Origin of the sequence: Streptomyces sp. NPDC101110, assembly GCF_044759525.1 — a bacterium.
In the GTDB taxonomy this organism is placed as follows: domain Bacteria; phylum Actinomycetota; class Actinomycetes; order Streptomycetales; family Streptomycetaceae; genus Streptomyces.
In genome coordinates this window covers 28,503-55,281 of the sequence record NZ_JBIVZM010000018.1, presented here as the reverse complement: position 1 = coordinate 55,281, position 26,779 = coordinate 28,503, and the positions used below count along the sequence as shown (strand labels likewise).

Sequence of the window (26,779 nt, the reverse complement as noted above, 5' to 3'; positions counted from 1 at the left end):
GTCAGGGGCGGGGGGTGAGCGCGGTGCGCCCGGCGTCGAGGAGCCGGCAGGCCCGGGGGAAGTCGTGCAACTGCTCCTTCAGCAGGTCCAGGCACGGCAGCAGCGAGCGCGCCGGGACGTCGCGGGCGGTGAGCACCTCGGCGGTCCAGACGAGGAAGTCGCCGAAGACCTCGTCGGCGTCCACGTACAGGGCGGCCGTCAGGAAGGTGACGACGTGGGCGATGTCCTCGGCGGTCCGCTCACGCTGCTCCTCGCTGTAGTCCCGCATCGCGGGGAAGCGCTGCTCCAGCGACCGGAACGTCTCGCGCACCAGACGGGTCGAGGACTTCGCGACCAGTGTGTACTCCTGGTCGCGCAGGTGCGGCAGGTCGTCGGTCGCCTGGTGGGCGGGCGTCGGCCGGCTCAGGGGACCGGCCGCGAGCCGCTCGGCGGCCGCGCGCGCGTCGGGCGCCCAGGCGTCGGCGCCCAGCAGACGGGCGTAGCGGCCGTCGGCACCGAAGGCGAGGCCACCGGCCATGACCGGGGTGCCGGCGGCCTGGACGGCGGTGATGGCGCTGTGCGCGAGAGGCAGCCGGGTGGGCAGCGAGCTCGACAGGCACACCGCGTCCGGCCCGGTGCGGTGGATGTGGCTGATCAGATGGGCGGTGGGGACCTGCGCCCCGAGGTAGTCCACCCGCCAGCCGCGCAGCCGCAGCGTCTCGGACACCAGGCGCGCGGGCAGGGCGTGCCACTCCTGGTCCACGCAGGCGACCGTGATCCGGCCCCGGCTGCCCTCCGGACGACGGGCCGGCAGGACGGCGATGACCCGGTCGTTGATGGCGGTGGCGGCGTGCTCGTCGGCCACGCTCATGCGGTTGGCCGCCCACTCGGTGCCGACCTTGCGCTGGACCGCGCCGATCACGTCCAGCAGGACCGACTCGGGATCCAGTCCCGCGGCCAGAGCATCGGTGACGACGTCGACGGCCGCGTACTCGTCCGCCGCCCGGACGGCGGCCCACAGCCTGTCCGCCCAGGCAGGCGCCCCGGCGTCGCCGTGCGGTGCGGGGAGGCGCCTGGCCACGTCGTGGCGGCCCGGTCTGCCGGTGTGTTCGGTGAGGTGCCCGGTCATGCGGTGTACCTGCCCCGGGTCGCGCCGTCCACCGCACTGAGGTGGGCACCGCGGGGTGCGGTGATGGCCAGGACCGCGATGTCGTCGTGGCGTCCGTCGCCGATCCACTGCGAGGTGACCATCTGGACGCGTTCCACGACCGCCTCCGCCGGCATGCCCGCGCACTCGGCCGCGGCCCGCCTGAGGCGCCGGTCACCGAACATGGTGTCGCCCAGCGGACCGCCCCGGGCCTCGGTGACGCCGTCGGTGAACAGCAGGCAGGTCTCGCCCGGAGCGAGGCGGACCCGCGCGGTGCGTGAGGTGACGGCCGGCAGGACACCGATGAGGGTGCCGCGCGTGTCGGCCTCCTCCACGGTGCCGTCCCGCCGGATGATCAGCGGCGCGGGATGCCCGGCCGACGTGAGCCGCAGCGCGACCTCGCGCTCCTCCCGGCGGACCGACGCCATCACGAGGGTGGCGAACCGGGTGTGGTGGCTGGTCCGCATGGCGTTGTTCACCAGACGCAGCATCCGGGCGTGGTCGTCGGCCATGGGCAGCAGCGCGTGCAGGGCGTTGCGGATCTTGCCGGTCAGCACCGCCGCTTCCAGCCCCTTGCCGGCCACGTCGCCCAGCACCACGAGCGTCTCGGGGGAGTCCTCGGTGGGCGGGTGGACGTCGTAGAAGTCGCCGCCGATGCGTTCGGTGTCCTTGCTGGCCCGGTAGCCGCCCGCGAACTCCACGCCCTCCACCTGCCGCAGGGCGGGCGGCAGGAGCTCACGCATGAGGGTGTCGGAGATCGAGTTCTGTTCCGCGTAGAGACGGGCCGCCGACATCGCCGCGCCGGCCCGGGCGGCGAACAGCCCGGCCAGCGACTCCTCCGCCTCGGTGAACGCGTCCTGCTGCGCCCGGCGCAGCAGGACCAGGGCCCCGGCCGGCACGCCGAGACCCGGGAGCGGTGTGATCACCAGCGAGCCGACCTCACCGAACCCCGACGGGATCAGCCACTGCGGGGCCGTCGCCGGGTCTATCCACCGCGAGGGCACCGGAGGGAAGCCCCGCAGCGCCTCGGCGAGGCCCGGCACGGTCTCCGGTGCCTCGGTCACGGTGCTGCGGGTGAGTTCGCCCCGGTGGTCACAGGCGACCATCGGCAGGGTCCTGGCGGCGGTGGGCGCGATGACCAGCGCGGCGTCGGCCAGGTGCTCCGTGGCCAGGCGCGCCGTCACCTCCATGGACCGCTCCAGGTTCAGCGAGGCGAGCAGGGCACTGGAGGCGTCGGTGAGGAAGCGGGTGCGGCCACGCTCGGCCTCCAGCTCACCGACCGCCGAGCGGTAGGCGGTCTCCTCCATCAGCCACCACACGGTCCGGCCGTCCGTCAGGAGGGACGGGTGCGCCGCGAACGACCGGTCGCCCACCTCCCCGCCGACGGGCTCCGGCCGGGTGCGGTCGGCGGTGGCGAGCCAGGTGGGGGAGGACAGGGGCCGCCCGGCGCGGGCGGCGGGCAGCAGTGTGCGGGCAGCGTCGTTGAGTTCCGCGACGTGGCCGTCCGCGTCCAGGACCACCACCGGACAGGGGGCGGCGGTGACGCTCACGGTGCTCACCGCACCGGTGCGGGGCCTGGCCGGGGAAGAAGTCATGTACGGGGGCCCCTACGCGTGACCCACACCTCACTCTGCGAAGACGAACGTGGACTGTCTCGGTGCACAGTCCCGTAGTCCGGGTGTGTGGTGCAACCACCGGAGTCGCCCGGGATGCGACGAGGAGCGGGTCCGGGGCGGAAAACCATCCGAAACGGCCTTCCTACCCCGGCGACCGGTCATGAGTCCGTGCGAAGTTTCACACCTCGTACACAACCGAGGCGGCCCCTCCTCGCAGCCGGTGGGTGAGGGAGCGCAGCGGCGGAGATGCGAACCCCGCCGAAGCGGAGCGGCGGAGGCGCGAACCCGGCGGCCGGTTCGGCTGAGTCGGCGGTGTGCCGGAAACCCCCCCGCTGGAGCGGAGCGGCGGAGACGCGAAACCCCGCCGCCCGCGCCGGGTCACAGGTACCGCTTGAGCTCCCGCCGCGCCAGCGACCGCTGGTGCACCTCGTCCGGCCCGTCCGCGATCATCAGCGTCCGCGCCCCCGCGTACAGCTCCGCCAGCGGGAAGTCCTGGCTCACTCCACCGGCACCGTGCAACTGGATCGCCCGGTCGAGGATGTCCACCACCGCCCGGGGCGTGGCGATCTTGATCGACTGGATCTCGGTGTGCGCACCGCGATTGCCCACCGTGTCCATCAGCCACGCGGTCTTCAGCACCAGCAGCCGCAACTGCTCCACCGTCACCCGGGCGTCCGCGATCCAGTTGTGGACCACGCCCTGCTGCGCCAGGGCCTTGCCGAACGCGGTCCGGGACGCGGCCCGCCGGCACATCAGCTCGATCGCCCGCTCGGCCATGCCGATCAGCCGCATGCAGTGGTGGATGCGCCCGGGGCCCAGCCGCGCCTGCGCGATGGCGAAGCCGCCGCCCTCCTCACCGATCAGGTTCGACGCCGGCACGCGCGCGTGGTCGAAGATCACCTCGGCATGGCCGCCGTGGTAGTGGTCCTCGTACCCGAACACCTGCATGGCCCGCTTGATGGTGACGCCCGGGGTGTCGCGCGGCACCAGCACCATCGACTGCTGGCGGCGGATGTCCTCCCCGTCCGGATCGGTCTTGCCCATCACGATGAAGATCTTGCAGTCGGGGTGCATCGCCCCGGAGATGTACCACTTGCGGCCGGTGATGACGTACTCGTCACCGTCCCGCTCGATGTGCGTGGTGATGTTGGTGGCGTCGGAGGAGGCCACGTCCGGCTCGGTCATCGCGAACGCCGAGCGGATCTCGCCGGCCAGCAGCGGCTCCAGCCACTGCTTGCGCTGCTGTTCGTCGCCGAACTGGGTGAGCACCTCCATGTTCCCGGTGTCGGGCGCCGCGCAGTTCGTCACCGTCGGCGCCAGCTGCGGGGAGCGGCCCATGATCTCGGCGAGCGGCGCGTACTGGAGGTTGGTGAGCCCCGCCCCGTACTCGGAGTCCGGCAGGAAGAGGTTCCACAGGCCCTGCCTGCGGGCCTCGGCCTTCAGCTCCTCCACCACGGGCACGTTCTCCCACGGTGAGTCGAGCTGCTCGCGCTGCTCGTGCGCGACGGCTTCGGCCGGGTAGACGTACTCGTCCATGAAGGCGAGGAGCTTGGCGCGCAGCTCTTCGGTGCGCGCGTCGAAAGCGAAGTCCATGTGGATCAGCCCTCCTGGAGGCCTTCGTGGAGCGTGGTCAGTCCGTGCCGGACGAAGAAGGGGACGAGATCGCCGATGCGGTCGAAGCCGCGCCCGACCGTCTGGCCCAGCGTGTAGCGGTAGTGGATGCCCTCGAGGATCACGGCGAGCTTGAACCAGGCGAACGCCGTGTACCAGGCGACCGCGGAGACGTCGCGCCCCGAGCGCGCGGCGTACCGCTCGATGAGTTCCGACGGCGCCGGATGCCCGGGCGCCTCTGCGGTCGTGGAGACGGGGGAGTCGGGCATGCCGAGCGGCATGCTGTACATGACCAGCAGGCCGAGGTCGGTCAGCGGGTCGCCCAGCGTCGACATCTCCCAGTCGAGGATCGCCTTGATCCGGTCGTCCTCGCCGATCAGCACGTTGTCGAGCCGGTAGTCGCCGTGCACGACGGCCGGGGCGGGGGAGCGGGGCAGCTCGCGCCCGAGGGCGGCGTGCAGTTCGTCGATGCCGTCCAGGTCCCGGTTGCGGGAGGCGTCCAGCTGCTTGCCCCAGCGCCGCAGCTGCCGGTCCAGGAAGCCCTCGGGCCGGCCGAAGTCCGCCAGGCCCACCTCATCCGGATCGACCGCGTGCAGTTCCACCAGCGTGTCGACGAGGTTCAGCACCGCGCCCCGGGTCCGCTCCGCGCCGATCGGGGCGAGCTGGTCGGCGGTGCGGTAGGGCGTGCCGTCGACGAACTCCATGACGTAGAAGGGCGCTCCGAGCACCTCCTCGTCCTCGCACAGCAGCACCGGCCGCGGCACCGGTACGGCGGTCGGGTGCAGCGCGCTGATCACCCGGTGCTCGCGCTTCATGTCGTGCGCGGTGGCCAGGACGTGGCCGAGCGGGGGACGGCGTACGACCCACCGCGAGGCGCCGTCGGAGAGCGCGTAGGTGAGGTTCGACCGTCCGCCCTCGATCAGCCGGCCGGACAGCGGGCCGTTGACCAGACCGGGCCGCTCGCGCTCGAGCAGGTCGCGCAACCGTTCGAGATCCAGTCCGGGCGGATGGTCGGGGCTCATGCGGGGCTCCTACGGGCAGGTGAACAGTTCCCGACTTATGATGCCGACCGGTCGGTATGTCGTCCAGAGCGGGACCGAAACGTGATCGGAGCCACGATAGGCCGACCCCTCCTCCTGCGAGGAGGCCGGGGAGGTCGTGGCCGGTTCGTTCAGGCCATCCGGCTTGCGTGTCGTGCGGCGACCCCGGAAGGTCGGACCCATGAAGGCCATCAGCTACTCACGGTACGGCGGGCCCGAGGTACTGGCGTTCGGCGAGGTCCGCGATCCGAAGGTCGGCCCGGACGCGGTGCTGGTCAAGGTGCGGGCGGCGGCCGTGAACCCCGTCGACTGGAAGTGCCGCGAGGGGTGCCTCGACGGGATCCTCGCCCCCGTCTTCCCCGTGGTGCCCGGCTGGGACGTCTCGGGCGTCGTCGTGCGGCCCGGTGTGGCCGTCTCGGAGTTCGGCGTCGGGGACGAGGTCATCGGCTACGTGCGCGAGGACTTCCTCTCCCGCGGCACCTTCGCCGAGTACGTGGCCGCACCCGTGCGCGCGCTCGCGCGCAAGCCGCGCAACCTCTCCTTCGAGGAGGCGGCCGGGCTGCCGCTCGCCGGGCTCACCGCCTACCAGGTACTGGCCAAGGTGCTGCAGGTGAAGCGGGGCGAGACCGTGCTGGTGCACGCCGCGGCCGGCGGCGTCGGTTCCATCGCCGTCCAGCTCGGCGTCCATCTCGGCGCCCGGGTGATCGGCACGGCGAGCGAGTCCAACCACGACTTCGTTCGGGGCCTGGGCGGGGAGCCCGTGGTGTACGGCGAGGGCCTGGGCGAGCGGGTGCGGGGACTGGCTCCGGAGGGCGTGGACGCGGTGTTCGACACCGTCGGCGGCGACGCCCTGAAGGTGTCGGCGAACCTGCTGGCGCCCGAGGGCCGCCTGGCCTCGATCGCCGACAACGACGTCGTGACCTACGGCGGCCGCTACTACTTCGTCCGCCCCGACGCCCAGGACCTCCAGCGCCTGTCCGACCTGGCGGAGCAGGGCGTGATCAGCGTGCACGTCGACGAGACGTTCCCCCTGGAGCGCGCGGCCGACGCACACCGGCTGAACCAGCAGGGCCGCACCCGCGGCAAGATCGTCGTGACGGTGGACTGGGAGAGCGAGGGCGAGGGGCCGGACTAGGGTCCTCTCGGCGCACCGGGACTTCCGCCGGGCAGCTCCCGGGCGGAATGGGCCCGTGTCCGTGGAGAAGAAACCGGTGTTCACCCTGCCGCGCGGTGCCACGGGTTTGTTCCGGCCGAAGGACGGGCCGTTGCCGGAAACCGGCACGCGGGCAATCCGGGCAGCGCTGTACGCGGCCGCCAGGGCGGCCCGGGGCCGAGTAGGCGGGATGGAAGAAGGGGAGTACCCCCGTTCTTTCCACATCGCGACGGTTGTCGAGGGCGCCGGTGAGCGCGTCGTCCTCTGTCACGCGCACCACCCCTGGATCGCCTTAGCCCGAGAACGCCGGGACTGGTACACCGACGCGTTCCTCGCACCACCGCCGTGGGCCCGGATCTTCACCGACCTGGGCCTCACCGTGCGCGATCGCGTGCAGCTCACCCTGCCGCTGTCCGAGGTCGACACCTCGGTCCTGACTCGGGACGAGTGGCGCCCGGTGCGCCTCCACGGCATCACCACACTGGGCGGAGTGCTGTTCAACGCGTGGGACTGATGTCCGAGCGGGACGGTGCGCCGGACGGAGGTCAGAGCACCAGGGCGGCTCCGCACAGGGCCATCGCCACCGTGCACAGCACAGCCGCCGCCGCGTGCCGGGGTGCGAACGCCGCAGGGGCCGGGGCGGTCGCGAGGGCGCGGATGCGCCGATGGGCGACGCTCAGGAAGCCCAGCCAGAGCACACAGCACACGGCACAGGCGACGACCCCGGTCGCGGAGGTCCCCCCGTGCAGCGCCGCCTTCACCGCCAGCACCGCGACGACGGTGCCCGACAGTGTCGTACGCCGCCACGCGAGCCGGGTCCGCTCGGGCTGCAGCCCGGGATCGCGGTCGGGGTCCCGCCGCCCGGGGACGGGCGTGCTCACCCCTCCCACCCCACGAGCACCACCACGACCATGGCGACGGCCACGACCGCGACGACGAGGCTCAGCAGCGCCGGGAACCGGGACACCGGCAGATCCTCACCCCGGCGCATGGCCCGCTCGCAGCGCACCCAGTGATTGACCGCCCGCAGGGAGCACAGCACGCCCGCGGCCAGCAGCGCGAGCGCCAGCCCGGCCCGCCAGGCCCAGCGCAGGTCCGGCAGGAACTGGTCCACGGCGAAACCGCCGCCGATCAGCGCGAGCGCGGTACGCACCCAGGCGAGGAAGGTGCGTTCGTTCGCCAGCGAGAACCGGTAGTCGGGCGTCTCGCCGTCCTCCCGGATCTCCGCGGGCGCGAACCACAACCGGACGTTCCGTACGAACTCGATCACGTGCGCGACCCTACCCGGGAGCCCCGTCCCGCCCGGTTCCGGCCGCCGCCCGGAACGCCTTGAGCCGCTCGTACGCGGCCAGTCCGTCCGGCACCCACTCCCAGTCGCCCAGGCGCCGCTCGACCTGGTCGTCGGTCAGGAAGCCGTGCCAGGCCACCTCCTCGGGCTGGGGCCGCACGGGGAGCTCGCAGCGCACCTCGTGGACCGCCGACCACCAGGTCCGGCCGGAGCCGTCGTCGTAGAGGAACGTGAAGAGGTGCCGCGGCCGGGGCAGGCCGGTCACGCCCAGTTCCTCCTCGGCCTCCCGCAGGGCCGCCTCGTCGTAGGACTCGCCCGCGCCGACGACGCCGCCGACGAACATGTCGTGGAGGGAGGGAAAGACCAGCTTGGTCGCGGTACGCCGGTGCACGAAGATCCGGCCCTCGGCGTCCCGGGCCTGGACGAACACGCAGCGGTGGCGCAGGCCCCGGGCGTAGACCTCGCCGCGCGGGGCCTGCCCGACGACCCGGTCGTTCTCGTCGACGACGTCGAGGATCTCGTCAGCAGCGCTCATGCCCTCATCCAAGCAGGGCGCTCCAGCACCGTGGGGCGGGGCCCGTCAGGGCGAGGCCGGGCTCACCGCGGGGGCGGCCACCCGGGCGCGCTCGGAGGCGCCGTGCGGCATCGCCGGGTGCAGACCGAGCAGCACGATCCCGGCGACCACGGCCAGCAGGCCACCGGCCTCCCAGCTCAGGGCCACCGCGTCGGTGCGCAGCCGGTCGCCCAGGAACCCGACGCCGCAGACGATCCCGGCCAGGGGCTGCGCCGCGGTCAGGGCGGGCAGCGACTTGCGCAGGGACGCGGTCTCGAACGCGCTCTGCACGAGGACCAGCCCCGTGACGCCCAGCGCGAGCACCGCGTACGGCTCCCAGCCGGTGAGCAGCTCGGCGAAGCCGCCGTCGGAGACCTTCTGCCCGCTGACCCGGGTCAGCGCGTCCTGCACGCCGTACAGCAGCCCGGCGGCGAGGGCCAGCAGCACCGGTCCCGAGCTCAGCCGGGACCGCTTGCCGCGGGTCGTGAGCAGCAGGGCGAGCCCGATCATGACCCCGATGATCAGCCACTGCCGCACCGGATCGGCCGTTGCGGCGCCGCCCTCCGGCCGGCCCGCCACGATGAACGCCGTCACCCCGCCGGCCAGCAGGAAGAGGCCCGTCCAGCCCTGGCAGCCCAGCGGCTGCCGGGTCTGCTTGCGGGAGAGCGCGAGCGCGAAGAGCAGGTTCGTCGCCAGCAGCGGTTCCACCAGGGACAGCTCGCCCTGCCCCAGGGCGGCGGCGCCCAGCCCCATGCCGACCACCATCAGCGCGATGCCGCCGAGCCAGCGGGGCACCTTCACCAGGTCGATCAGGAGGCGGAAGGAGAGGAAGTCGCCGAGCGGGGCCCGCTGGGCCGCGTTCTGCTGCAGGACGAAGCCGAAGCCGAGACAGCAGGCGGCACCCAGGGCGAGCGCCAGAACAAGAACCGACACGCGGTGTACCTCGATCGTCAGGTCGGGTCACGGTTGCGTAGGGGCCGACTGTACCGGCCGGCTCCGCCCGGCGCGCCCGTACGTCATGCCATCGTCGGGGGCGGTACCGGCCCGTGCTATGACGTACGTCACATTGGACGTAACGGAAAAATCGGATGACGCTCACGCTGGCCCCATGGGTCTCATGCGTCACAAAATCCTCACGACTAACGGCAGTTGACGCGTGTAACGCCCTGGTGGGCCTTGACGGCAACCGTTGGCTGGGGGTTTGCTGTGCGTGATCAGCTCATGGCGATGCGCACATACGCGCTCCTTCTGCCGCCGTGGGCCGAAACACCAGAAGAGCGCGTGAGGAAGTCCCGCGGTGCCCCCACCCCCGCCTCCCCTCGGCCGTGGCCGCAGACGTGCGGCGCAGACCTTCGACGAGGCCCTCGACGACGCGGACCTCATGACCGCGCGTGCCGCACTGGCACAGGGCCGCTGGCAGAACGCCCGTTCCCTGCTGGTGCACACCGGGGACGACTGGGACCGGCGCGGCCACCGTGTCACCGTCCTCGCACGGGAGCCCTCTTGCGCGGCGTGGGCCCGGGAGTGGCTGCTCGCCGAACCCGAGTCCGCCGACGCCGCCGTCCTGCTCGCACTCGCCCGGGTCAGGCGCGCCCTGCACGGCAAGGCCAAGCCCGACCGCGCCCGGGAGGCGTGCCGGACCGCCGCGGACCGGGCCCCCGCCGACCCCACCCCCTGGCTGGGCCTGCTCATGCTGGAGTGCGCGCTCGGCAGCGACCAGGACGCCGTCCGCGGCTTCGAGGCGGTCCGCGGCCGGTACGCCGACCACCACCACGCCCACCATCTGATGGTCGCCCGGCTCGCCGGCCGCCGCACCGAGGCCGGCCCCGACCCGCTGCACGAGGTCTACGACTTCGCCAACTGGGCCGCCGAACAGGCCCCCGCCGACTCGCCGCTCGCGATCCTGCCGGTGATCGCGCACGCCGAGCGCTATCGCGTGCTGGCCGCCGCCGGGCACGAGGCGGCCGACCCCGTCGCCTCCGGCCACTGGGCGGGCCGCCGGGCACGGCAGGTCATGAAGGCCGCCTTCGACTGGTGGCTGGAGTGGGAGCTGGAGGGGCACCCGCGGCGGCTGATCGACCTGAACTTCCTCGCCCACGCCAAGTTCTGCGAAGGGCGGGGAGCCGAGGCAGCCGCCCTCTTCCACCGGATCGGCCGGTACGCCACACCGGCTCCCTGGTCGTACCCGGACCGCGATCCGCACACCGCCTTCGCCGCCGCCCGCGCCGCCGCGCTCGGCACGGCCTGACACCCCGACCCGACAAGTGAGGACGCTCCCCCGATGACCACCGACCGTTCCAGAACGAGCCCGTCCGCTCCCGGCGGCATCAGTACGTTCAAGGGGCAGGAGCGTGCCCTGCGGGCCGACCGGCTCGGCACCGGCGGCCTGCTGCTCTCCGTCCTCGCGGCGACCGCCCCGCTCATGGTCGTCGCGGGTGTCATGCCCACCACATTCGCGGTGATGGGCATCGTCGGCCAGCCGCTGCTCTTCGTCCTCCTCGGCGTCGTCCTGATCCTCTTCAGCGTCGGATACGCCGAGATGAGCCGCCACGTCCACAACGCGGGCGCCTTCTACGCGTACATATCCCGCGGCCTGGGCGCCACCGCCGGTGCGGGCGCCGCCCTGGTGGCCCTCGTCGCCTACAACGCGCTCCAGGTCGGCATCTACGGAATCTTCGGCTTCGAGGTCTCCGGGCTCCTCGCCACCTACGCCGACGTGCAGATCGCCTGGTGGATACCCGCGCTCGTGGCCGCGCTCGCCGTCGGACTGCTGGGCTGGCTGAAGATCGACGTCAACGCCCGCGTCCTCGGCGTGCTGCTCGTCATCGAGGTGCTCCTGGTGGTGATCTTCGACGTCGCGGCCCTGGCCGACCCCGGCAAGGAGGGCTTGTCGCTGCACGCCTTCAACCCCGACACCCTCACCGGCTCCGGAGTCGGCACCGCGCTGTGCTTCTGCATCGCCGCGTTCCTCGGCTTCGAGCAGGCCCCCGTCTACGCGGAGGAGACCAGCCGCCCGCACGTCCTGGTGCCGCGCGTGATGTTCCTCGCCGTCGGCGGCGTAGCCGTCTTCTTCGCGCTGAGCAGCTGGGCCCTCACCGTCGCCACCGGCCCCGGCGCCGTCGTCGGCACGGCCCGGAAGCAGAGCGCGGGGCTGCTGTTCTTCCTCACCGACTCCCGCCTCGGCGGCACCTTCACGGACGTGCTGCACGTCCTGTTCGTCACCGGCATGTTCGCCGCGCTGCTCAGCTTCCACAACGTCGTCGCCCGCTACGCCTTCGCCATGGGCCGCGAGGGCCTGCTGCCCGCCGCCTTCGGCCGCACCAGCGGCAGCAGCGGCGCGCCGGGCACCGGCTCGCTGCTCCAGACCGTCGTGGCCGTGCTGGTCGTGGCCGCGTTCGCGGTCGCCGACGACAACCCGGCCGGCGACCCCACCGCACCCGTCCTTCAGCTGTTCACCTGGTTCGGCAACATCGGCGCCCTCGGCGTGATCGTGCTGATGGCGGCGGCGTCCCTGTCGGTCGTCGTCTTCTTCGTCCGCCGTGGTGCCGCCGGCGCCCAGGCCTGGCGGCTGGTCACCTCCGCACTGGCGGGCATCGCCCTGCTGGTGATCGCCGGGTACACGGTGAAGGACTTCGAGGTGCTGGTCGGCGCCGGTCCCGATTCCTCGCTGAGCTGGGTACTGCCCGGCATCATCGGCCTGGCCGCGCTCGCCGGCGTGGTCCTCGGCCTGGTGCTGCGCGCCCGCGCCCCCGAGAGGCACGCCCGGATCGGCCTCGGCAACGAGGCGTTCCAGCTGGACAAGGCGGCCTCATCCTGACGCGCTCCGCGCGAGAAGCGGTCGAGGCGGCCCCCTCCTGACCCGCTCGGCGCAAGAAGTGGTTACGGAAATCTGACGAGCACCCGCGATCCCTGTCCTGCCGGGGCCGCGGGTGTTCGAATGAGTACGTGAACGAGGACGTACACCAGGGTGTGAACGACGAGCACCCCGAAGAGCGGGGCACCCCGATCGGCCGCCGCGTCTTCCTCGGCACCCTCGCCCTGGGGGCCGCGGGCGTGGTCGCCGCGCCCCCGCTGCAACGCGGCCTGGAGCGCTTCCTCGGCGGCGCGGCCGACAAGGACCCCACCGGCCTGACCGGCCTGCTCCCCAACGGCGGCGGCTTCCGCTACTACTCGGTCGCCTCGTCCGTCCCCCGCAAGAACGCCGGCAGCTACCGCCTCACCGTGAACGGCCTGGTCGAGCGCCCCGCGACCTACACCCTCGACGACCTCAAGGCCCTGCCCCAGACCCGCATGGTCCGCGACGTCCAGTGCGTCACGGGCTGGCGCGTCCCCGACACCCCCTTCGAGGGCGTACGGCTGTCCCGGCTCCTGGACGCCGCCCGGGTACGCCCCACGGCCAAGGCCGTCCGCTTCACCTGCTTCGACGGCACGTACAGCGAGAGCCTCACCCTCGACCAGGCCCGCCGCGCGGACGTCCTGGTCGCCCTGCGCATGCAGGACAAGGACCTCGGACACTCCCACGGCGGCCCGGTCCGCCTCTACGTGGCCCCCATGTACTTCTACAAGTCCGCCAAGTGGCTCTCCGGCATCACCGTCACCGACGAGGTCCGGCCGGGCTACTGGGAGGAGCGCGGCTACGACGTCGACGCCTGGGTGGGCCGTTCGAACGGACGGGACGATGACCCTACGAGCTGACACGCCCCCGGCCACGGCGCAGGTCCGGCGCTTCAGCACCGCACAGCGCTGGATCCACCGCACCACGGCCGCACTGATGGGCGTCTGCGTCGCCACGGCCGCCTGCCTCTACGTCCCGCAGCTCGCCGAACTCGTCGGCCGCCGCGATCTGCTCGTCACCCTGCATCAGTGGTCGGGCCTGGCCCTGCCCGTCCCCGTCCTGGCAGGCCTCGCCTCCCGGGCGTTCCGCGCCGACCTCGGCCGCCTGAACCGCTTCGGCCCGCACGACCGCACCTGGCTGCGCGCCGCCCTGCACCGCGACAAACGCCGCGCGTCCCGCCCCGCGGCCAAGTTCAACGCCGGGCAGAAGCTCTACGCCGCCTGGATCGCCGGCGCCACGCTGGTCATGCTCGCCACGGGCCTGATGATGTGGTTCACCCACCTCACCCCCCTGCTCTGGCGCACCAGCGCCACCTTCGTCCACGACTGGCTGGCCCTCACCATCGGCATCGTCCTGGCCGGCCACATCGGCATGGCCCTGGCGGACCCGGAATCGAGGAGGGGCATGCGCACGGGCAGGGTGAGCAGAGACTGGGCAGACCGAGAGCACCCCCTATGGCGCCCTTAGCACATCTCCCCAAGGGGCGCGGGGAACCGCGCGCACACCACAGCCCACCCGCACCTTCCAAGACGCCGGCAGTCCCTCACCCCAGGTGGCGCGGGGAACTGCGCGCACACCACAGCGCACCCGCACCTTCCAAGACGCCGGCAGTCCCTCACCCCAGGTGGCGCGGGGAACTGCGCGAACAGCCACAGCGCACCCGCACTGTCCAAGACGCCGGCAGTTCCTCACCCCAGGGGGCGCGGGGAACTGCGCGAACAGCCACAGTGCACCCGCACCCGCCCGACGACGCACACCGCACACCCCACCCCTACGACGACGCCGCGAAATCCAACAGCACCTTGCAGGACCGACTCCGATCAGCGGCCAGCGCGAACGCCGACTCGGCCTCCCCCACGGGAACCACCGCACTGATCAGCCCGTCGAACGCCGCCTCCGCCCCCAGCAGCGCCAGCGCCGCATCGAACTCCCCGTCGAAGCGGAACGCCCCCCGCAGCTCGATCTCCCGGCTCACCACCAGGTTCCCGGCGAACGGACTGTGCCCCGCCGGCAACATCCCGAGCTGCACGACGGTCCCGCCCCGCCGCACCCGCCGCAGGCACGTGTCGAGCCCCGCGGCCACCCCGGACGCCTCGACGGCCACGTCGACCTCCTCCGGCCAGCCACGGTCATCCGCGTCATCGGCCCGTACGACCGTCCCCGCCCCGGCGATCCGCCCGTACGCCAACGCCTCGGGCAGCAGATCCGACACCGTCACATGCGCGGCCCCGGCCGCCTTCGCCGCCGCGACCACCAGGCACCCGATCGGCCCGGCGCCCGTCACCAGCACATGCCGCCCCGCGACCTGCCCGGCCCGCCGCACCGCGTGCAGGGCGACCGCCAAGGGTTCGGCCAGGGCCGCGCGCCGCATCTCCAGCCCGGTGGGCAGCGCCCGCAACTGCCCGGCGGGCACGACCACCTGCTCCGCGAAACCCCCCTGCACATGCGGAAACCGCGCGGCGCTCCCGAGATACCGGGTGTCGCGGCAGACGTTGCGCAGCCCGGCCGCGCACTCCGGACACACCCCGCACGGAGTGGCCGGATGCACGGCGACCGCGGTACCCGGAGCCGGCCCCGCGGCACCGGCGCCGTACTCCACCACCGTCCCCACGACCTCGTGCCCGAGCACCATCGGCTCCCGCAGCCGGAAGTCACCGACCCCGCCGTGCCGCCAGTAGTGCAGATCGGACCCGCACACCCCGCCGTACCGCACGCCGACCAGTGCCTGCCCCGGCCCGGGCCGCGGCACCGGCAGCTCCGTCACCCGCAGTTCGCGCCGACCGTGGATCACACAACCCCGCATCACGCCACCTCCCGGCAGGTCACAGCACGCTCGTCATACCGCCGTCGACATACAGCACCTGCCCGCTGACGAAGTCCGCCGCGGGGGAGGCGAGGAACAGCACTCCGCCCACCAGGTCCTGCGTACGCCCCCAGCGCCCGGCCGGGGTACGCCCCCGCACCCAGGCGCTGAACTCCTCGTCCTCGACCAGCGGCCGGGTCAGCTCGGTCTCGATGTAGCCCGGCCCCAGCCCGTTGACCTGCGCCCCGTACGGTCCCCAGTCCGCGCACATGCCCTTGGTGAGCATCTTCAGGGCGCCCTTGGTGGCCGCGTACGGCGCGATCCGGGGCCGTGCCACCTCGCTCTGCAGCGAGCAGATGTTGATGATCTTCCCGTGGCCCCGTTCCGTCATCCGGCGCGCCGCCTCACGGCCCACCAGGAAGGCACTGGTCAGGTTGGTGTCCAGGATCCGGTGCCAGTCGGAGTCGCTGAACTCCAGCAGCGGGGCGCGCAGTTGCATGCCCGCGTTGTTGACCAGGATGTCGAGCGGGCCCACCCGCTCCTCGACCTCGGCGACCCCCGAGGCCACCGACGGTCCGTCGGTCACGTCGAACGTGGCCGTGTGCACCCGGTCGCCGGGCAGCGCGGCGGCGGCCTCGGCGAGCCGGTCCCCGTCACGTCCGTTCAGCACGACCGTGCAGCCGGCCTCCGCGAGACCGCGCGCCAGGGCGAGTCCGATGCCCCGGCTGGAGCCGGTCACCAGGGCCGTACGGCCGCCGATGTCGAAGAGGGGGTGAGCCGTCATCGCCGTACTCCTAGATCACGAGGGACAGCAGCAGGACCAGGCCGCCGGCGACCACCGAGATGATCGTCTCCATCACCGACCAGGTCTTGATGTTCTGGCCGACGCTCAGCCCGAAGTACTCCTTCACCATCCAGAACCCGGCGTCGTTGACATGGCTGAAGAAGAGCGAGCCGGCGCCGATGGCGAGGACGAGCAGGGCGGCGTGCGTGGTCGACATGTCGGCCGCGAGCGGGGCGACCAGACCGGCCGCCGAGACCGTGGCCACCGTCGCCGAACCCGTCGCCAGGCGGATCACCACCGCGATCAGCCAGGCCAGCAGCAGGGCGGGAATGGCCCAGTCCTCGGAGATGTCCAGGACCATCCGGCCCACACCGGTGTCGATCAGCGTCTGCTTGAAACCGCCGCCCGCGCCGACGATCAGCAGGATGCCCGCGATCGGCATGAGGCTCTTCTCCACGAGCGGCGAGATCCGCTCCTTGGCGAACCCGGCGGGCCGCAGCAGCGTGAAGATGCCGACCAGCACCGAGGCGAGCAGGGCGATCATGGGCGCGCCGATCACGTCGAAGACACGCTGCACCGGGTTCTCCGGGTCGTCCACGACGATGTCGACCAGCGCCTTGGCCAGCATGAGGATCACCGGCAGCAGCACGGTGAAGAGCGTGGCACCGAAGCCGGGACGCCTCTCGAGCTCCTCGGACGGGCGCTGCGGGAGCATCTTCTCGGGGGCGGGCACGTCGACCCAGCGGGCGGCGTACTTCGAGAACACCGGGCCGGCGATGATCACGGTGGGTATGGCGACGAGGACGCCGAGCGCCAGCGTCACGCCGAGGTCGGCCCCGACGGCGTCGATCGCGACCAGCGGGCCGGGGTGCGGCGGCACCAGGCCGTGCATCACGGACAGGCCCGCGAGCGCCGGGATGCCGATGCGCATCAGTGAGTAGTTGCCGCGCTTGGCGACCATCAGCACGACGGGGATCAGCAGCACGATGCCGACCTCGAAGAACAGCGGCAGCCCGATCACGGAGGCGATCAGCACCATCGCCCACGGCATCGACCGCCCGCCGGCCTTCTCCAGGATGGTGTCGACGATCTGATCGGCGCCCCCGGAGTCGGCGAGCATCTTGCCCAGGATCGCCCCCAGGGCGATCAGCACCCCGACCCCGGCGACGGTGGTGCCGAGGCCGGCGCTGAAACTGGTGAGCACCTTGTCCAGCGGTGCCCCGGCGATCGCGCCGAGCACCAGTGACCCGATGGTCAGGGACAGGAACGCGTGCAGCTTGAACTTGGTGATGAGCAGGACGATGACGGCGATGCCCGCCAGGACGGCGATGCCCAGCTGAGCGTGGCCGGCCGAGGTGATCGGCTCGGGTGCGTCCGCTGCCAGCATCTCGACGCTGAGTCTGGTCACGGGTGGGTTCCCTTGCGTTGGGGGATAGGGGGAGGGAAACGGCCGGCTGGGGCTACTGCACGGGTTCGGGGAGGTCCGCCAGAGCGAGCGCCGCCCGCCGGGTGATCTCCTCCGGACTGCCCGAGACGTTCACCTCGACGCCCGCCTCGTCCGCCTCCAGTGGCTGGAGCGTGGCGAACTGGGAGTCGAGCAGCGCCGTGGGCATGAAGTGCCCCTGCCGGTGCGACATCCGGTCCTCGATCAGGGCGCGGTCACCGGCGAGGTGCACGAAGACCACGCCGGGTGCGGCGGCCCGCAGCCGGTCGCGGTACGACCGCTTCAGCGCCGAGCAGCTGACCACCCCGCCGAGCCCCGCCCGGCCGTGCGCCCACGCGCCGATGGCGTCGAGCCAGGGCAGGCGGTCCTCGTCGGTGAGCGGGGTACCGGCCGACATCTTGGCGATGTTGGCCTGCGGGTGGAAGTCGTCGCCCTCGGCGTAGGGAACGCCGATCCGGGCCGCGAGCAGGGGACCGATGGTGGTCTTGCCGGTGCCCGCTACGCCCATGACCACGACGACGTGGGGGGTGTTCATCGCTGCCTCACTGTCTGCTGTCCGAGGTCGACACGTGATGTCGACGCAACTGAAACCCATTAGGTACGACTAATTCAAGAGGCCGTCATCAATAAGTCTGACTTTTTGTCTCCGTGATCTACCCCGTACGCTGAGTGCATGAGCACACCGGGCCGGGGGCTGCACGGCCATGTACTGGACACCCTCGGCCCCGAGATCACGGCGGGGGAGTACCCGCCGGGCAGTGTCCTGCGCACCGATGAGCTCGCCCAGCGTTTCGACGTGTCACGCTCCGTGATGCGCGAGGCGGTCCGCGTCCTGGAATCCATGTACCTGGTCGAGTCCCGCCGCCGCGTCGGCGTGACGGTCCGCCCCAAGTCCGAGTGGAACGTCTACGACCCGCAGGTCATCCGCTGGCGCCTGGCCGGCGCGGACCGGCCCCGGCAACTGCGGTCCCTCACGGTGCTTCGCTCGGCCGTCGAACCCGTCGCGGCCGGCCTCGCCGCCCGGCACGCCACGGCCGAGCAGTGCGCCGAGCTCACCGAATGCGCCCTCGGCATGGTCGCCCACTCACGCGGTCACAAGCTGGAGGGCTACCTCCTGCACGACGTCGCCTTCCACCGCGTCATCCTGGAGGCTTCCGGCAACGAGATGTTCGCCCGCCTCGGCGACGTCGTCGCGGAGGTCCTGACCGGCCGCACCCAGCACGAGGTGATGTTCGAGGACCCCGACCCTGCCGCCGTCACCCTGCACGTCCAGGTCGCCGAGGCGGTCCGCGCGGGCGACGCCGCCCGGGCGGAGGAACTGACCCGGGAGATCACGGTCGGCGCCCTCCAGGAACTGGACATCCTGGCGCCGTAGCCCCGGCCGGGCCGGCACTTCGCGTCGTCCCGCCGCTGTTCTCCCCGCTACGCCGGGAATTCCCCGTCGACGTACACCCAGGCCCCGTCGACCCGCTCGAACCGGCTCCGCTCGTGCAGCGACCCGCCCCGGTACGACGCCCGGAACTCCACGGTCCCGCTGGTGTGGAAGGCCGAGCCGCCGCTCGTGCCCAGGATCTCCAGCCCGGTCCACCGCATGCCCGGATCCGGCTCCAGCGTCCCGGGCCGTGTCCGTGGATGCCAGGTCCGCAGCAAGTACGCCACGTCCCCCCGCACGAAGGCGCAGTAACGCGACCGCATCAACGCCTCGGCGGTCGGAGCGGCGGCCGCCCCGGAGTGGAAGCGCCCGCAGCACGCCTCGTACGCCTCGGGGAGCCCGCACGGGCAGGAACGCCTGGTCATGGTCACCTTTCCGCGGAAAAACCCGAGGGCCGTGACCTCGCGGTCACGGCCCTCAGTTTCATGTGTCCGAGGGGGGACTTGAACCCCCACGCCCGATAAAGGGCACTAGCACCTCAAGCTAGCGCGTCTGCCATTCCGCCACCCGGACAAGGTGTCTGTCGCGTGGGTTCTCCCCGCGGCGACGACGTAAACATTACCAGGCTTTCCGGGGTGGCCGATCACCCCCCGTCCGCACTCCGGTGGGGCGTGAACGGCGTGTGACGGGCCGGTAGCGCTCTTGGGGCGCGGACCGGGGAGAGAGAGGATGAGAGGGACCCACCAGCAGTGACACCGGGAGGAAGCACGTGAGCGAGACGGACACGGCCAGGAGCGTCACCGGCGAGGACGAGGTCGTGGACCTCTGCCGCGAGCTGATCCAGATCGACACCAGCAACTACGGCGACCACTCGGGTCCCGGCGAGCGGAAGGCGGCTGAATACGTCGCGGCAAAGCTCGCCGAGGTCGGGCTCGAACCGCAGATCTTCGAGTCCCACCCGGGCCGCGCCTCCACGGTGGCCCGGATCGAGGGCGAGGACCCCTCCCGGCCCGCGCTCCTCATCCACGGCCACACCGACGTCGTCCCGGCCAACGCCGACGACTGGACCCACCACCCCTTCTCCGGTGAGGTCGCCGACGGGTGCGTATGGGGCCGCGGGGCCGTCGACATGAAGGACATGGACGCGATGACCCTGGCGGTCGTCCGCGACCGGCTGCGCAGCGGGCGCAAGCCCCCGCGCGACATCGTCCTCGCGTTCCTCGCCGACGAGGAGGCCGGCGGCACGTACGGCGCCAAGCACCTCGTGCGCAAGCACCCCGAGCTGTTCGAGGGCGTCACCGAGGCGATCAGCGAGGTGGGCGGGTTCTCGTTCACCGTCAGTGAGCAGCGGCGGCTCTACATGATCCAGACGGCCGAGAAGGGCATGCACTGGATGAAGCTCACCGTGGCCGGCACCGCCGGGCACGGATCGATGATCCACCGGGACAACGCGATCACCGAGCTGTCGGAGGCCGTCGCGCGGCTCGGGCGGCACAAGTTCCCGGTGCGGGTCACCAAGACCACCCGCGCCTTCCTCGACGAGCTCGGTGACGCGCTCGGCACCGAACTCGACCCGGAGGACATGGAGTCGACCCTCGTCAGGCTCGGCGGCATCGCCAAGTTCATCGGCGCGACCCTGAGCAACACGGCCAATCCGACACAGCTCGGCGCCGGTTACAAGGTCAACGTCATCCCGGGCGAGGCGACCGCCCACGTCGACGGACGGTTCCTGCCCGGCCACGAGGAGGAGTTCCTCGCCGACCTCGACCGGATCCTCGGCCCGAACGTGCGGCGCGAGGACGTCCACGCCGACAAGGCCGTCGAGACCACCTTCGACGGAGCGCTGGTGGGGGCGATGCAGTCCGCGCTGCTGGCGGAGGACCCCACCGCCAAGGCGATCCCCTACATGCTCTCCGGCGGGACGGACGCCAAGTCCTTCGACGACCTGGGCATCCGGGGCTTCGGCTTCGTGCCGCTGAAGCTGCCGCCGGAGCTGGACTTCGCCGGGATGTTCCACGGCGTGGACGAGCGGGTGCCGGTGGAGGGCCTGCAGTTCGGCGTGCGCGTGCTGGACCGTTTCATCGACTTGTCCTGAAGGGGCCCGCGGAACTCTGGTATTCGGTCGCGCGTGCGGGATCGACTGGGAAGAGTGAATGCGACGATAAGCTCGTAGCCTCATTACTCCCTCCTCGTTACAGGTAATGCGATCGCACGATGGATCGCTTTGCTAACTAGGAGGACTAATGATCAAGAAGGTCGTCGCTGCCGCTGCCGCCACCGGTGGACTGGTTCTCGCGGGCGCGGGCATGGCCGTCGCCGACTCGGGTGCTCAGGGTGCCGCCGTGCACTCCCCGGGCGTCCTGTCCGGCAACGTTGTCCAGGTGCCCGTTCACGCCCCGGTGAACGTCTGCGGCAACACGGTCTCGGTGATCGGGCTGCTGAACCCCGCCTTCGGCAACACCTGCATCAACAAGTGATGCTTTCCCCTCGCTGAGGGGAGTCCAAAGCCATCGGTCCCGGAGAGCGTGCCATGCACTCCGGGACCGAACGCTTCTTTCGGAGAATTCGAGAAGAATTCAAGACAGGGTCGAAGGCAGGTATTCAGCAAATGCGACAGGTCACCCGCAAGGGTCTGATGACCGTGGCGGCCGCGACCGGCGTGATCGCCGCGGCGGGCGGCTCCGCCCACGCCGACTCGGGCGCCCAGGGCGTGGCGTCGGGCTCGCCCGGCGTACTGTCCGGAAACTCCGTGCAGGCGCCGGTGTACGCGCCGGTCAATGTGTGCGGCAACACCGTCAACGTCGTCGGTGTGCTCAACCCGTCGGTGGGCAATTCCTGCGCCGCCAAGGGCGGCGGACCGTCGTCGGGGGGATACGGCGAACACGGCGACCGGGGCGGTCACGGCGGCGCCCACGCGGGCGGGCACGCCACCGGCTCTCCCGGCGTCGGCTCGGGCAACCACGTCCAGGCGCCGGTCCACGTGCCCGTGAACGTCTGCGGCAACAGCGTCGACGTCATCGGCGTCGCCAACCCCAGCACGGGCAACGACTGCTCCAACGGCGGTGCCCACCACGGCACCCCGCCCGGGGGCGGTCACGAAGCCCCGGACGAGCCCGGCGGCCCCGGAAATCCGGGGGCCCCCGGCAACCCGGGGACCCCCGGCAACCCCGCTGATCCGGGGAACCCCGGCAATCCGGGGAACCCCGGCAATCCGGGGAACCCCGGCAACCCGGGTGACCCGGGCCCCGGCACGCCGGGGAACCCCGGAAACCCCGGTGAGCCCGGACGCCCCGGCACCCCGGACACTCCGCCCGGCACCGACGGCGAGACCCCCGGCGGCTCCTCGCAGGGCAACAAGCCGGGCGGCCAGTCGGTCACCCAGCCGGACGGCGATGCCCAGCTCGCCAGCACCGGCAGCGACCTGCCGCTCGGCCTGGTCCTCCCGGCGGGGGCCGGCGCGCTGCTCGCGGGCGCGGTCCTCTACCGCAAGGCACGCGCCTCGGCCTGACTCCCCCCGCACAACGGAGCGGGCCCCGCCGACGCGGGGCCCGCTCCGTCATGTGTGTTCTTCCCGTGCTCCGTCTTCACTCACCACGTGGCCCGCACCTGGCGGATGATCCGTCGGCGCAACCGCACCCTGCGGCTGCCGTCACGCAGCAGGCTCAGACGGTACAACTCCCAGTGTCCGTACTCCGCGTGGTCCGTCAGCAGACGTGCCGTCTCCTTGCGGGAGACCCCGCGCGGCACGTACACGTCGACAAATTCGTATTCCGGCATCGCATCTATTGTGCGGGCTGGGCCCCGGTACGGATAGCGTCTGCACTATGTCTGATGCTGCGCAGCCCACCGCTGCCGAGGTACGCGCCGCCGCCGAGGCGGTGAAGACCGCGCTCGACCGCCACCTGGCCGCTGTCGAACGCAGGTCGGGGGAGGACGACCCGGCCGTCTACGAGGCGTTCAACCAGCTGGCCGCGGCCGCAGAGGTGTACGACGAACTGCTCTACGACCGCTACGACGAGGTCACCCCCTTCGAGATCCCCGGCGCCGAGGACGCCCTGCCCCCGTACACCGGACCAGAGGAACCGAACGCGCTGAGCGTCCTGATCCGCCGTGACTACGCGGTCGCCGAACCGCAGCGCCTGCTCGCCCAGGCGCAGCGGATCGAGGCCGTGGAGGGTGACGACGGAGCTCCGGCCTCCGGGACGGTGCACGGGGCGCTCGGGCTGCTCTTCGGGGAGTTCGAGCCCGACGAGATCGCCTCCCGGCACAAGGAGTTCGGGCTGGAGGAGGGCGACTCCACGCTCTGGGTGACGGCGGCGGACGAACCGGCCGAGCCCGGCGAGTGGCTGGAGGCGCCGTTCGAGCAGGTCGATCCGCAGCAGGTGGTCTGCCGCTTCGACGTCAGCGCCGTCTTCGACGACGAGATCGATGACGAGATCGACGATGACGAGATCGACGACGTCGACGATGACGAGGACAGCGAGGACGGCGACGGTTTCGAGGACGAACCCGCCGGCGACCTGGACGAGGACGAGGACCTGGAGCCGCTGGACGCGGACCGCCGCTGAGCGCACCCGCCGGCGACCACGGGGGTGGGGGTCAGGGGCGACGAGAGCTCCTGACCCCCACCCCCGTCACGCGCCGCTGATCTGAGGCGCGAGCAGCACCGGAAGCCGGGTCGTGCGCGGCTTCGCCGGCACCTCGGCCACGGCACGGGGCAGCGCCTGCTCCACCCCGTGCACCACCGACAGATGCCGGTCGGCACGCCCGAACGCCGTGTACACCCAGGGCCTGCTGAGTGCCTGCGCCGCGTCGCCGGGCAGCACCACGACCACCGCCGGCCACCGGCTCCCCACGGCCTGGTGCGCGGTCAGCGCCCACCCGTGCCGTACCGACTGCTCCACCCGCTCCTTCGGGACGACGACGGTCTCGCCCTCGCACGACAGGTGCAGCCCCTCGGCGTCCGCGGTCACCACACGGCCCGGCAGGGCACGGCCCGGAACGGGGGAGTAGACGATCCGGTCACCGGGGTCGAAGCCGCCGAAGCGGCCCGGGCCCGGATTCAGCCGTTCCTTCAGCGCGGCGTTCAGCACCCGCGTCCCCACGGCTCCGCCGTGCCCGGGGGTGATCACCTGCGTCTGTGCGGCCGGCACCCCGATCGCCCGCGGCACCGAGTCCACGACGAGCTGCACCGTCCGGTGCACGGCCTCGCCCGCGTCCCGCACCGGCACGATCACGATCTCCTTGCCGGGGGCCTCGACCTGGTTCAGCTCGCCGATTCCGACGCCGGAGACCAGCTCGCCCAGCGGCCCGGGATCCGGCCGCCGTGAGGCCACCTGGGGGCAGATCCGCGCTGCGAGCAGGTCCGCGAACACCCGGCCCGGCCCCACCGACCACAACACCGCGGGATCGCCCGACAGGACCAGCCGGGCCCCGTCCGGCATCGACTCGGTCAGCAGAGCCGCCGTCTCGACGTCCAGCTGGGGCGCGTCGAGCACGACGAGCAGATCGAGATCGAGGGCACCGTCCGCGTCCCGGCCGGGACCTTCGCGGCCGGCGAGCAGCCCGGAGACGGTGGCGACGGGGAGGCCGGTGCCCGACGATCCGCCGGCCGTCCCGTGGCGGTCCCGCGCGTCCCCGTCGGGCGGGCCGGGCCGCTGCCGGGAGGCGTCTGCCTCGCCCGCCGCCCCGCCGGTCCGTCGCAGCAGGGCCGCGAAACGGGTGCGGCCGAGCGGGCCGTGCGTGGCAGCCCAGGCCCGCAGCCCGAGCGACCGCGCGGCGTCCAGCAGCGCCGCGGGCTCGGCCAGGGACGCCTCCCCGCCGGTGTGCAGCACCAGGCCCTGACCGGCCACCGCACTGATCAGCTCCGCCGTGGAGCCCTGGGCCGACGCGGCGGCCCGCTCCCAGTCCGCTGCCGAACCGTCCTGCTTGGGCGTCGAGTTGACCAGCCGGGCCAGGCCGTCGGCCAGGCTCTCCTCCGCCAGCGCGTACCGCTCCAGCCCGACCAGGACACGGACCGGACGCTCCTCGTCCTCCTGCTCGCCCTCCTCGTCGGAGGAGGCCGGAGCACCGGCCTCCGCCAGGGCGTCCTGGAAGACCAGGGCCTCGCCCTCCGCGATCGCACCCTGCACGGCACCGTCGGGCTCCGGCACGCCGCGCTGCGCCAGCGCCGCGAGGAGCGCCGGCATCTCCAGGGCGGTGTGCCCGGCCAGTGCCGCCTGCTCCAGGAGCCAGCCGGTGACGGCCCGGCCGCGCCGCTCGTCGTCCGGGCCGCACTCGGCGCCGAGGAGCGCCCGCGCGAAACCGTCGGCCTGCTCGGGGCGCACCCCGGGGACCCGCAGCAACTGCCAGGGGTCGGCGCGCAACTGCGCGTCCGCGCCCTCGCCCAGGGCCGCGGCGACCTGGGGCGCGAGCACCTCGGGGGCGCCGCCCTCGCCGAGCACCTGCCGGACGGCCCGCACCGCCTCCGGTGCGGGAGCCGACTGCGCGACGACCGGCTCCGGCGTCACCGGCTGCGGCCGCCGCTCCGGCTCGGGGGCGGAGCCGCGGGGGGCGGGCCGGGGCTCTTCCAACTCCGTGGCCACCGGCTTCTCGCCGCTCTCGACCGCCCGTACGGCCGCGAGCAGATCGGCGGCCTTGCCGCTCAGCTTGGTGCCGCTGCGGATCGGTCCCTTCTTCTCGGCCTTGCGCTGCTCGATGCGCTCCCGCTCGACCTGCTGGGCCCGAAGCTCCGCCTCCGCCTCGGAAACCTCCCCGGCGTCACCGCCACCCGCGTCACCGCTCTGAGCCCCATCCGCCTGCCCGGCGCCCGCGTCACCGCTCTCCGCTCGGGAAGCCTGCCCGGCCCCCGGGTCACCGCCCTCCGCTTCGGCGGACCCCTCGGTCTCCCCGTCGCCGCTCTCCGCCTCGGCCGTCTGCCCGGCGCCCGCGTCACCGCTCCCGGTGCCGGGCGTCTGCTCGGGATCGGGTTCGTCGCGGCTTTCGGTCCCTTCGGCCTGTGCGGCCTCTGCGGTTTCGGCGCCCGGCGTCCCCGGCTCGGTGTCCTCCGTGGTCTCGGGCTCCGTGCTCACAGCGTGCTCCAGTCGTGATCGGGATAGCGGTGCACGGGCGCAGACACATCGTCGAGCGCCCGGCAGATCTCGTCAGGAAGACTAAGGGTCTCCACTGACAATGCCGCCGTGAGCTGCTGCGCGTTGCGCGCGCCGACGATCGGTGCGGTCACGCCGGGCCGGTCCCGCACCCACGCCAGGGCCACCTGGAGCGGCGTCACCGCCAGCCCGTCGGCCGCGGTGGCCACGGCGTCCACGATGCGGCTCGCCGTGTCGTCGAGGTACGGCGCGACGAAGGGCGCGAAGTGCTCGGAGGCACCGCGCGAATCCGGCGGTGCCGAGTCGCCCCGGTACTTGCCCGTCAGCACTCCGCGTCCGAGCGGCGAGGAGGGCAGCAGCCCTATCCCCAGGTCCATGGCGGCAGGCAGCACCTCCCGCTCCACACCGCGCTGGAGCAGGGAGTACTCCAGCTGTGTCCCGGCAAGCCGGGTCCGGAGGCCCGGGGCCGCCAGCTGCCAGGTCGCCGCCTTGGCCAGCTGCCAGCCGCAGAAGTTGGAGACGGCCGCATAGCGCGCACGCCCGCTGGAGACCGCCAGGTCGAGCGCCTGGAGCGTCTCCTCCAGCGGGGTCTGCGGGTCGAAGGCGTGCACGTGCCACAAGTCGACGTAGTCCGTGCCGAGCCGGGTGAGCGAGGCGTCCAGCGCGGAGAGCAGATGGCCGCGGGAGCCGTCGAAGCGGCGGTCGGGGTCCGGCACGCTGCCGGCCTTGGTCGAGACGACCAGGTCCCGGCGGGGCACCAGCCCTTCCATGAGCCTGCCGAGCAGGTACTCGGCCTCTCCGTCCCCGTACACGTCCGCGGTGTCGACGAGGGTCCCGCCCGCTTCCCAGAACGTCTTCATGAGGTCCGCGGCGTCGTGCTCGTCGGTGTCCCGCCCCCAGGTCAGGGTGCCGAGCCCGATGCGGGACACACGAAGGCCGGTGCGGCCGAGATGCCTCTGCTCCATGAACGCCGAGATTACTGGCCAGAACCTACCGCGTGGGTAGCCGCGGACGACGGATTTCCGGAGGCAGCCGGCCGGTTGCCCAGCACCGTCCGTCGCCGTCC

Annotated in this window: 27 protein-coding genes and 1 tRNA gene; 11 read left to right on the top strand and 17 right to left on the bottom strand. The window is 72.5% G+C overall.

The features are described from left to right. Nucleotide 1: 1 nt before the first annotated feature. The 4 genes from ACIQU3_RS32935 to ACIQU3_RS32920 form a co-directional block, all read right to left on the bottom strand. Nucleotides 2-1,108 carry a B12-binding domain-containing protein gene (locus ACIQU3_RS32935; RefSeq protein WP_403728901.1) on the bottom strand — a complete coding sequence of 369 codons (1,107 nt, stop codon included), beginning with the start codon at nucleotides 1,106-1,108 and terminating at the stop codon, nucleotides 2-4. Continuing rightward, entirely contained in the window at nucleotides 1,105-2,721 is a 1,617-nt protein-coding gene (locus ACIQU3_RS32930; protein ID WP_403728898.1) for a SpoIIE family protein phosphatase, read from the bottom strand. Before ACIQU3_RS32930 ends, ACIQU3_RS32935 begins: the two co-directional genes overlap by 4 nt. 399 nt (nucleotides 2,722-3,120) lie before the next feature. Continuing rightward, nucleotides 3,121-4,335 carry an acyl-CoA dehydrogenase gene (locus tag ACIQU3_RS32925; RefSeq protein WP_403728895.1) on the bottom strand — a complete coding sequence of 405 codons (1,215 nt, stop codon included), beginning with the start codon at nucleotides 4,333-4,335 and terminating at the stop codon, nucleotides 3,121-3,123. A gap of 5 nt (nucleotides 4,336-4,340) precedes the next feature. Beyond that, nucleotides 4,341-5,375, bottom strand: coding sequence for a phosphotransferase family protein (locus ACIQU3_RS32920; RefSeq protein ID WP_403728892.1), 1,035 nt, complete (start codon nucleotides 5,373-5,375; stop codon nucleotides 4,341-4,343). 199 nt (nucleotides 5,376-5,574) lie between these two features. Between ACIQU3_RS32920 and ACIQU3_RS32915 the strand changes: the two genes are divergently transcribed. Both ACIQU3_RS32915 and ACIQU3_RS32910 read left to right on the top strand, forming a co-directional pair. After that, entirely contained in the window at nucleotides 5,575-6,528 is a 954-nt protein-coding gene (locus tag ACIQU3_RS32915) for an NADP-dependent oxidoreductase (RefSeq protein WP_403929236.1), read from the top strand. Between the two features lie 76 nt (nucleotides 6,529-6,604). Next, complete coding sequence (locus ACIQU3_RS32910) at nucleotides 6,605-7,060, top strand: hypothetical protein (protein ID WP_403929233.1); 456 nt, start codon at nucleotides 6,605-6,607, stop codon at nucleotides 7,058-7,060. A gap of 31 nt (nucleotides 7,061-7,091) precedes the next feature. Here the strand turns inward: ACIQU3_RS32910 and ACIQU3_RS32905 are convergent, their stop codons facing one another. The 4 genes from ACIQU3_RS32905 to ACIQU3_RS32890 are packed head-to-tail and all read right to left on the bottom strand — an operon-like array spanning nucleotide 7,092 to nucleotide 9,320. Beyond that, nucleotides 7,092-7,427 (bottom strand): DUF202 domain-containing protein, encoded by a 336-nt coding sequence (locus tag ACIQU3_RS32905; RefSeq protein WP_403728877.1) that lies wholly within the window; start codon nucleotides 7,425-7,427, stop codon nucleotides 7,092-7,094. Beyond that, complete coding sequence (locus ACIQU3_RS32900) at nucleotides 7,424-7,816, bottom strand: DUF202 domain-containing protein (protein ID WP_234847675.1); 393 nt, start codon at nucleotides 7,814-7,816, stop codon at nucleotides 7,424-7,426. The genes ACIQU3_RS32905 and ACIQU3_RS32900 overlap by 4 nt, the downstream gene beginning before the upstream one ends. Before the next feature lie 10 nt (nucleotides 7,817-7,826). Then, complete coding sequence (locus ACIQU3_RS32895; protein WP_403929230.1) at nucleotides 7,827-8,369, bottom strand: NUDIX hydrolase; 543 nt, start codon at nucleotides 8,367-8,369, stop codon at nucleotides 7,827-7,829. 45 nt (nucleotides 8,370-8,414) lie between these two features. Next, the gene (locus ACIQU3_RS32890) at nucleotides 8,415-9,320 is read right to left on the bottom strand and encodes a DMT family transporter (RefSeq protein ID WP_403929227.1); all 906 of its coding nucleotides are present in this window, start codon (nucleotides 9,318-9,320) and stop codon (nucleotides 8,415-8,417) included. 364 nt (nucleotides 9,321-9,684) lie between these two features. Between ACIQU3_RS32890 and ACIQU3_RS32885 the strand changes: the two genes are divergently transcribed. The 4 genes from ACIQU3_RS32885 to ACIQU3_RS32870 all read left to right on the top strand — a co-directional run bounded on the left by ACIQU3_RS32885 (nucleotide 9,685) and on the right by ACIQU3_RS32870 (nucleotide 13,689). Then, complete coding sequence (locus ACIQU3_RS32885) at nucleotides 9,685-10,635, top strand: hypothetical protein (RefSeq protein ID WP_403929224.1); 951 nt, start codon at nucleotides 9,685-9,687, stop codon at nucleotides 10,633-10,635. A gap of 33 nt (nucleotides 10,636-10,668) precedes the next feature. After that, on the top strand, nucleotides 10,669-12,204 hold the full coding sequence (locus ACIQU3_RS32880) for an APC family permease (RefSeq protein ID WP_403929221.1): 1,536 nt from the start codon (nucleotides 10,669-10,671) through the stop codon (nucleotides 12,202-12,204). A 152-nt stretch (nucleotides 12,205-12,356) separates the two neighbouring features. Further along, complete coding sequence (locus ACIQU3_RS32875) at nucleotides 12,357-13,082, top strand: molybdopterin-dependent oxidoreductase (RefSeq protein ID WP_403729226.1); 726 nt, start codon at nucleotides 12,357-12,359, stop codon at nucleotides 13,080-13,082. Further along, nucleotides 13,066-13,689: a cytochrome b/b6 domain-containing protein gene (locus tag ACIQU3_RS32870; RefSeq protein ID WP_403728862.1), complete on the top strand. Its 624-nt coding sequence runs from the start codon at nucleotides 13,066-13,068 to the stop codon at nucleotides 13,687-13,689. Before ACIQU3_RS32875 ends, ACIQU3_RS32870 begins: the two co-directional genes overlap by 17 nt. 304 nt (nucleotides 13,690-13,993) lie before the next feature. Here ACIQU3_RS32870 and ACIQU3_RS32865 read toward each other — a convergent pair whose 3' ends face one another. From ACIQU3_RS32865 to ACIQU3_RS32850, 4 genes are read right to left on the bottom strand one after another with little or no spacing between them, the layout of a single operon-like run. Next, complete coding sequence (locus tag ACIQU3_RS32865; protein ID WP_403728859.1) at nucleotides 13,994-15,025, bottom strand: L-idonate 5-dehydrogenase; 1,032 nt, start codon at nucleotides 15,023-15,025, stop codon at nucleotides 13,994-13,996. 19 nt (nucleotides 15,026-15,044) lie between these two features. Next, on the bottom strand, nucleotides 15,045-15,809 hold the full coding sequence (locus ACIQU3_RS32860) for an SDR family oxidoreductase (protein ID WP_403929218.1): 765 nt from the start codon (nucleotides 15,807-15,809) through the stop codon (nucleotides 15,045-15,047). Nucleotides 15,810-15,819: 10 nt separating this feature from the next. Continuing rightward, nucleotides 15,820-17,217, bottom strand: coding sequence for a gluconate:H+ symporter (locus ACIQU3_RS32855; protein WP_403728852.1), 1,398 nt, complete (start codon nucleotides 17,215-17,217; stop codon nucleotides 15,820-15,822). 52 nt (nucleotides 17,218-17,269) lie between these two features. Further along, nucleotides 17,270-17,788 carry a gluconokinase gene (locus tag ACIQU3_RS32850; RefSeq protein ID WP_403929216.1) on the bottom strand — a complete coding sequence of 173 codons (519 nt, stop codon included), beginning with the start codon at nucleotides 17,786-17,788 and terminating at the stop codon, nucleotides 17,270-17,272. A gap of 138 nt (nucleotides 17,789-17,926) precedes the next feature. On the opposite strand from ACIQU3_RS32850, the gene ACIQU3_RS32845 reads away from it, so the two are divergent. Then, nucleotides 17,927-18,628 (top strand): FadR/GntR family transcriptional regulator, encoded by a 702-nt coding sequence (locus tag ACIQU3_RS32845; protein WP_403728846.1) that lies wholly within the window; start codon nucleotides 17,927-17,929, stop codon nucleotides 18,626-18,628. Between the two features lie 47 nt (nucleotides 18,629-18,675). Here the strand turns inward: ACIQU3_RS32845 and ACIQU3_RS32840 are convergent, their stop codons facing one another. Both ACIQU3_RS32840 and ACIQU3_RS32835 read right to left on the bottom strand, forming a co-directional pair. Further along, nucleotides 18,676-19,050 carry a YchJ family protein gene (locus ACIQU3_RS32840; protein ID WP_403728844.1) on the bottom strand — a complete coding sequence of 125 codons (375 nt, stop codon included), beginning with the start codon at nucleotides 19,048-19,050 and terminating at the stop codon, nucleotides 18,676-18,678. A 63-nt stretch (nucleotides 19,051-19,113) separates the two neighbouring features. Beyond that, nucleotides 19,114-19,198 (bottom strand) — tRNA-Leu (locus ACIQU3_RS32835). A 196-nt stretch (nucleotides 19,199-19,394) separates the two neighbouring features. On the opposite strand from ACIQU3_RS32835, the gene ACIQU3_RS32830 reads away from it, so the two are divergent. From ACIQU3_RS32830 to ACIQU3_RS32820, 3 genes are all read left to right on the top strand, one after another. Further along, nucleotides 19,395-20,720, top strand: a complete 1,326-nt coding sequence (locus ACIQU3_RS32830; protein WP_403728842.1) for a M20/M25/M40 family metallo-hydrolase — start codon at nucleotides 19,395-19,397, stop codon at nucleotides 20,718-20,720. Between the two features lie 148 nt (nucleotides 20,721-20,868). Further along, nucleotides 20,869-21,102 carry a chaplin ChpH gene (gene chpH, locus ACIQU3_RS32825; protein ID WP_403728840.1) on the top strand — a complete coding sequence of 78 codons (234 nt, stop codon included), beginning with the start codon at nucleotides 20,869-20,871 and terminating at the stop codon, nucleotides 21,100-21,102. Nucleotides 21,103-21,233: 131 nt separating this feature from the next. After that, a complete protein-coding gene (locus tag ACIQU3_RS32820; protein ID WP_403929213.1) occupies nucleotides 21,234-22,133 on the top strand; it encodes a chaplin in 900 nt (299 codons plus the stop codon). A gap of 80 nt (nucleotides 22,134-22,213) precedes the next feature. Here the strand turns inward: ACIQU3_RS32820 and ACIQU3_RS32815 are convergent, their stop codons facing one another. Beyond that, nucleotides 22,214-22,402, bottom strand: a complete 189-nt coding sequence (locus ACIQU3_RS32815) for a DUF5703 family protein (protein WP_030244084.1) — start codon at nucleotides 22,400-22,402, stop codon at nucleotides 22,214-22,216. 47 nt (nucleotides 22,403-22,449) lie between these two features. Between ACIQU3_RS32815 and ACIQU3_RS32810 the strand changes: the two genes are divergently transcribed. After that, the gene (locus ACIQU3_RS32810; protein ID WP_403728836.1) at nucleotides 22,450-23,193 is read left to right on the top strand and encodes a hypothetical protein; all 744 of its coding nucleotides are present in this window, start codon (nucleotides 22,450-22,452) and stop codon (nucleotides 23,191-23,193) included. Between the two features lie 66 nt (nucleotides 23,194-23,259). Here ACIQU3_RS32810 and ACIQU3_RS32805 read toward each other — a convergent pair whose 3' ends face one another. Together ACIQU3_RS32805 and ACIQU3_RS32800 are read right to left on the bottom strand one after the other, a co-directional pair. Continuing rightward, the gene (locus ACIQU3_RS32805) at nucleotides 23,260-25,695 is read right to left on the bottom strand and encodes a helix-hairpin-helix domain-containing protein (protein WP_403728834.1); all 2,436 of its coding nucleotides are present in this window, start codon (nucleotides 25,693-25,695) and stop codon (nucleotides 23,260-23,262) included. Continuing rightward, nucleotides 25,692-26,678, bottom strand: coding sequence for an aldo/keto reductase (locus tag ACIQU3_RS32800; RefSeq protein ID WP_403728832.1), 987 nt, complete (start codon nucleotides 26,676-26,678; stop codon nucleotides 25,692-25,694). Before ACIQU3_RS32800 ends, ACIQU3_RS32805 begins: the two co-directional genes overlap by 4 nt. Between the last annotated feature and the right edge of the window lie 101 nt (nucleotides 26,679-26,779).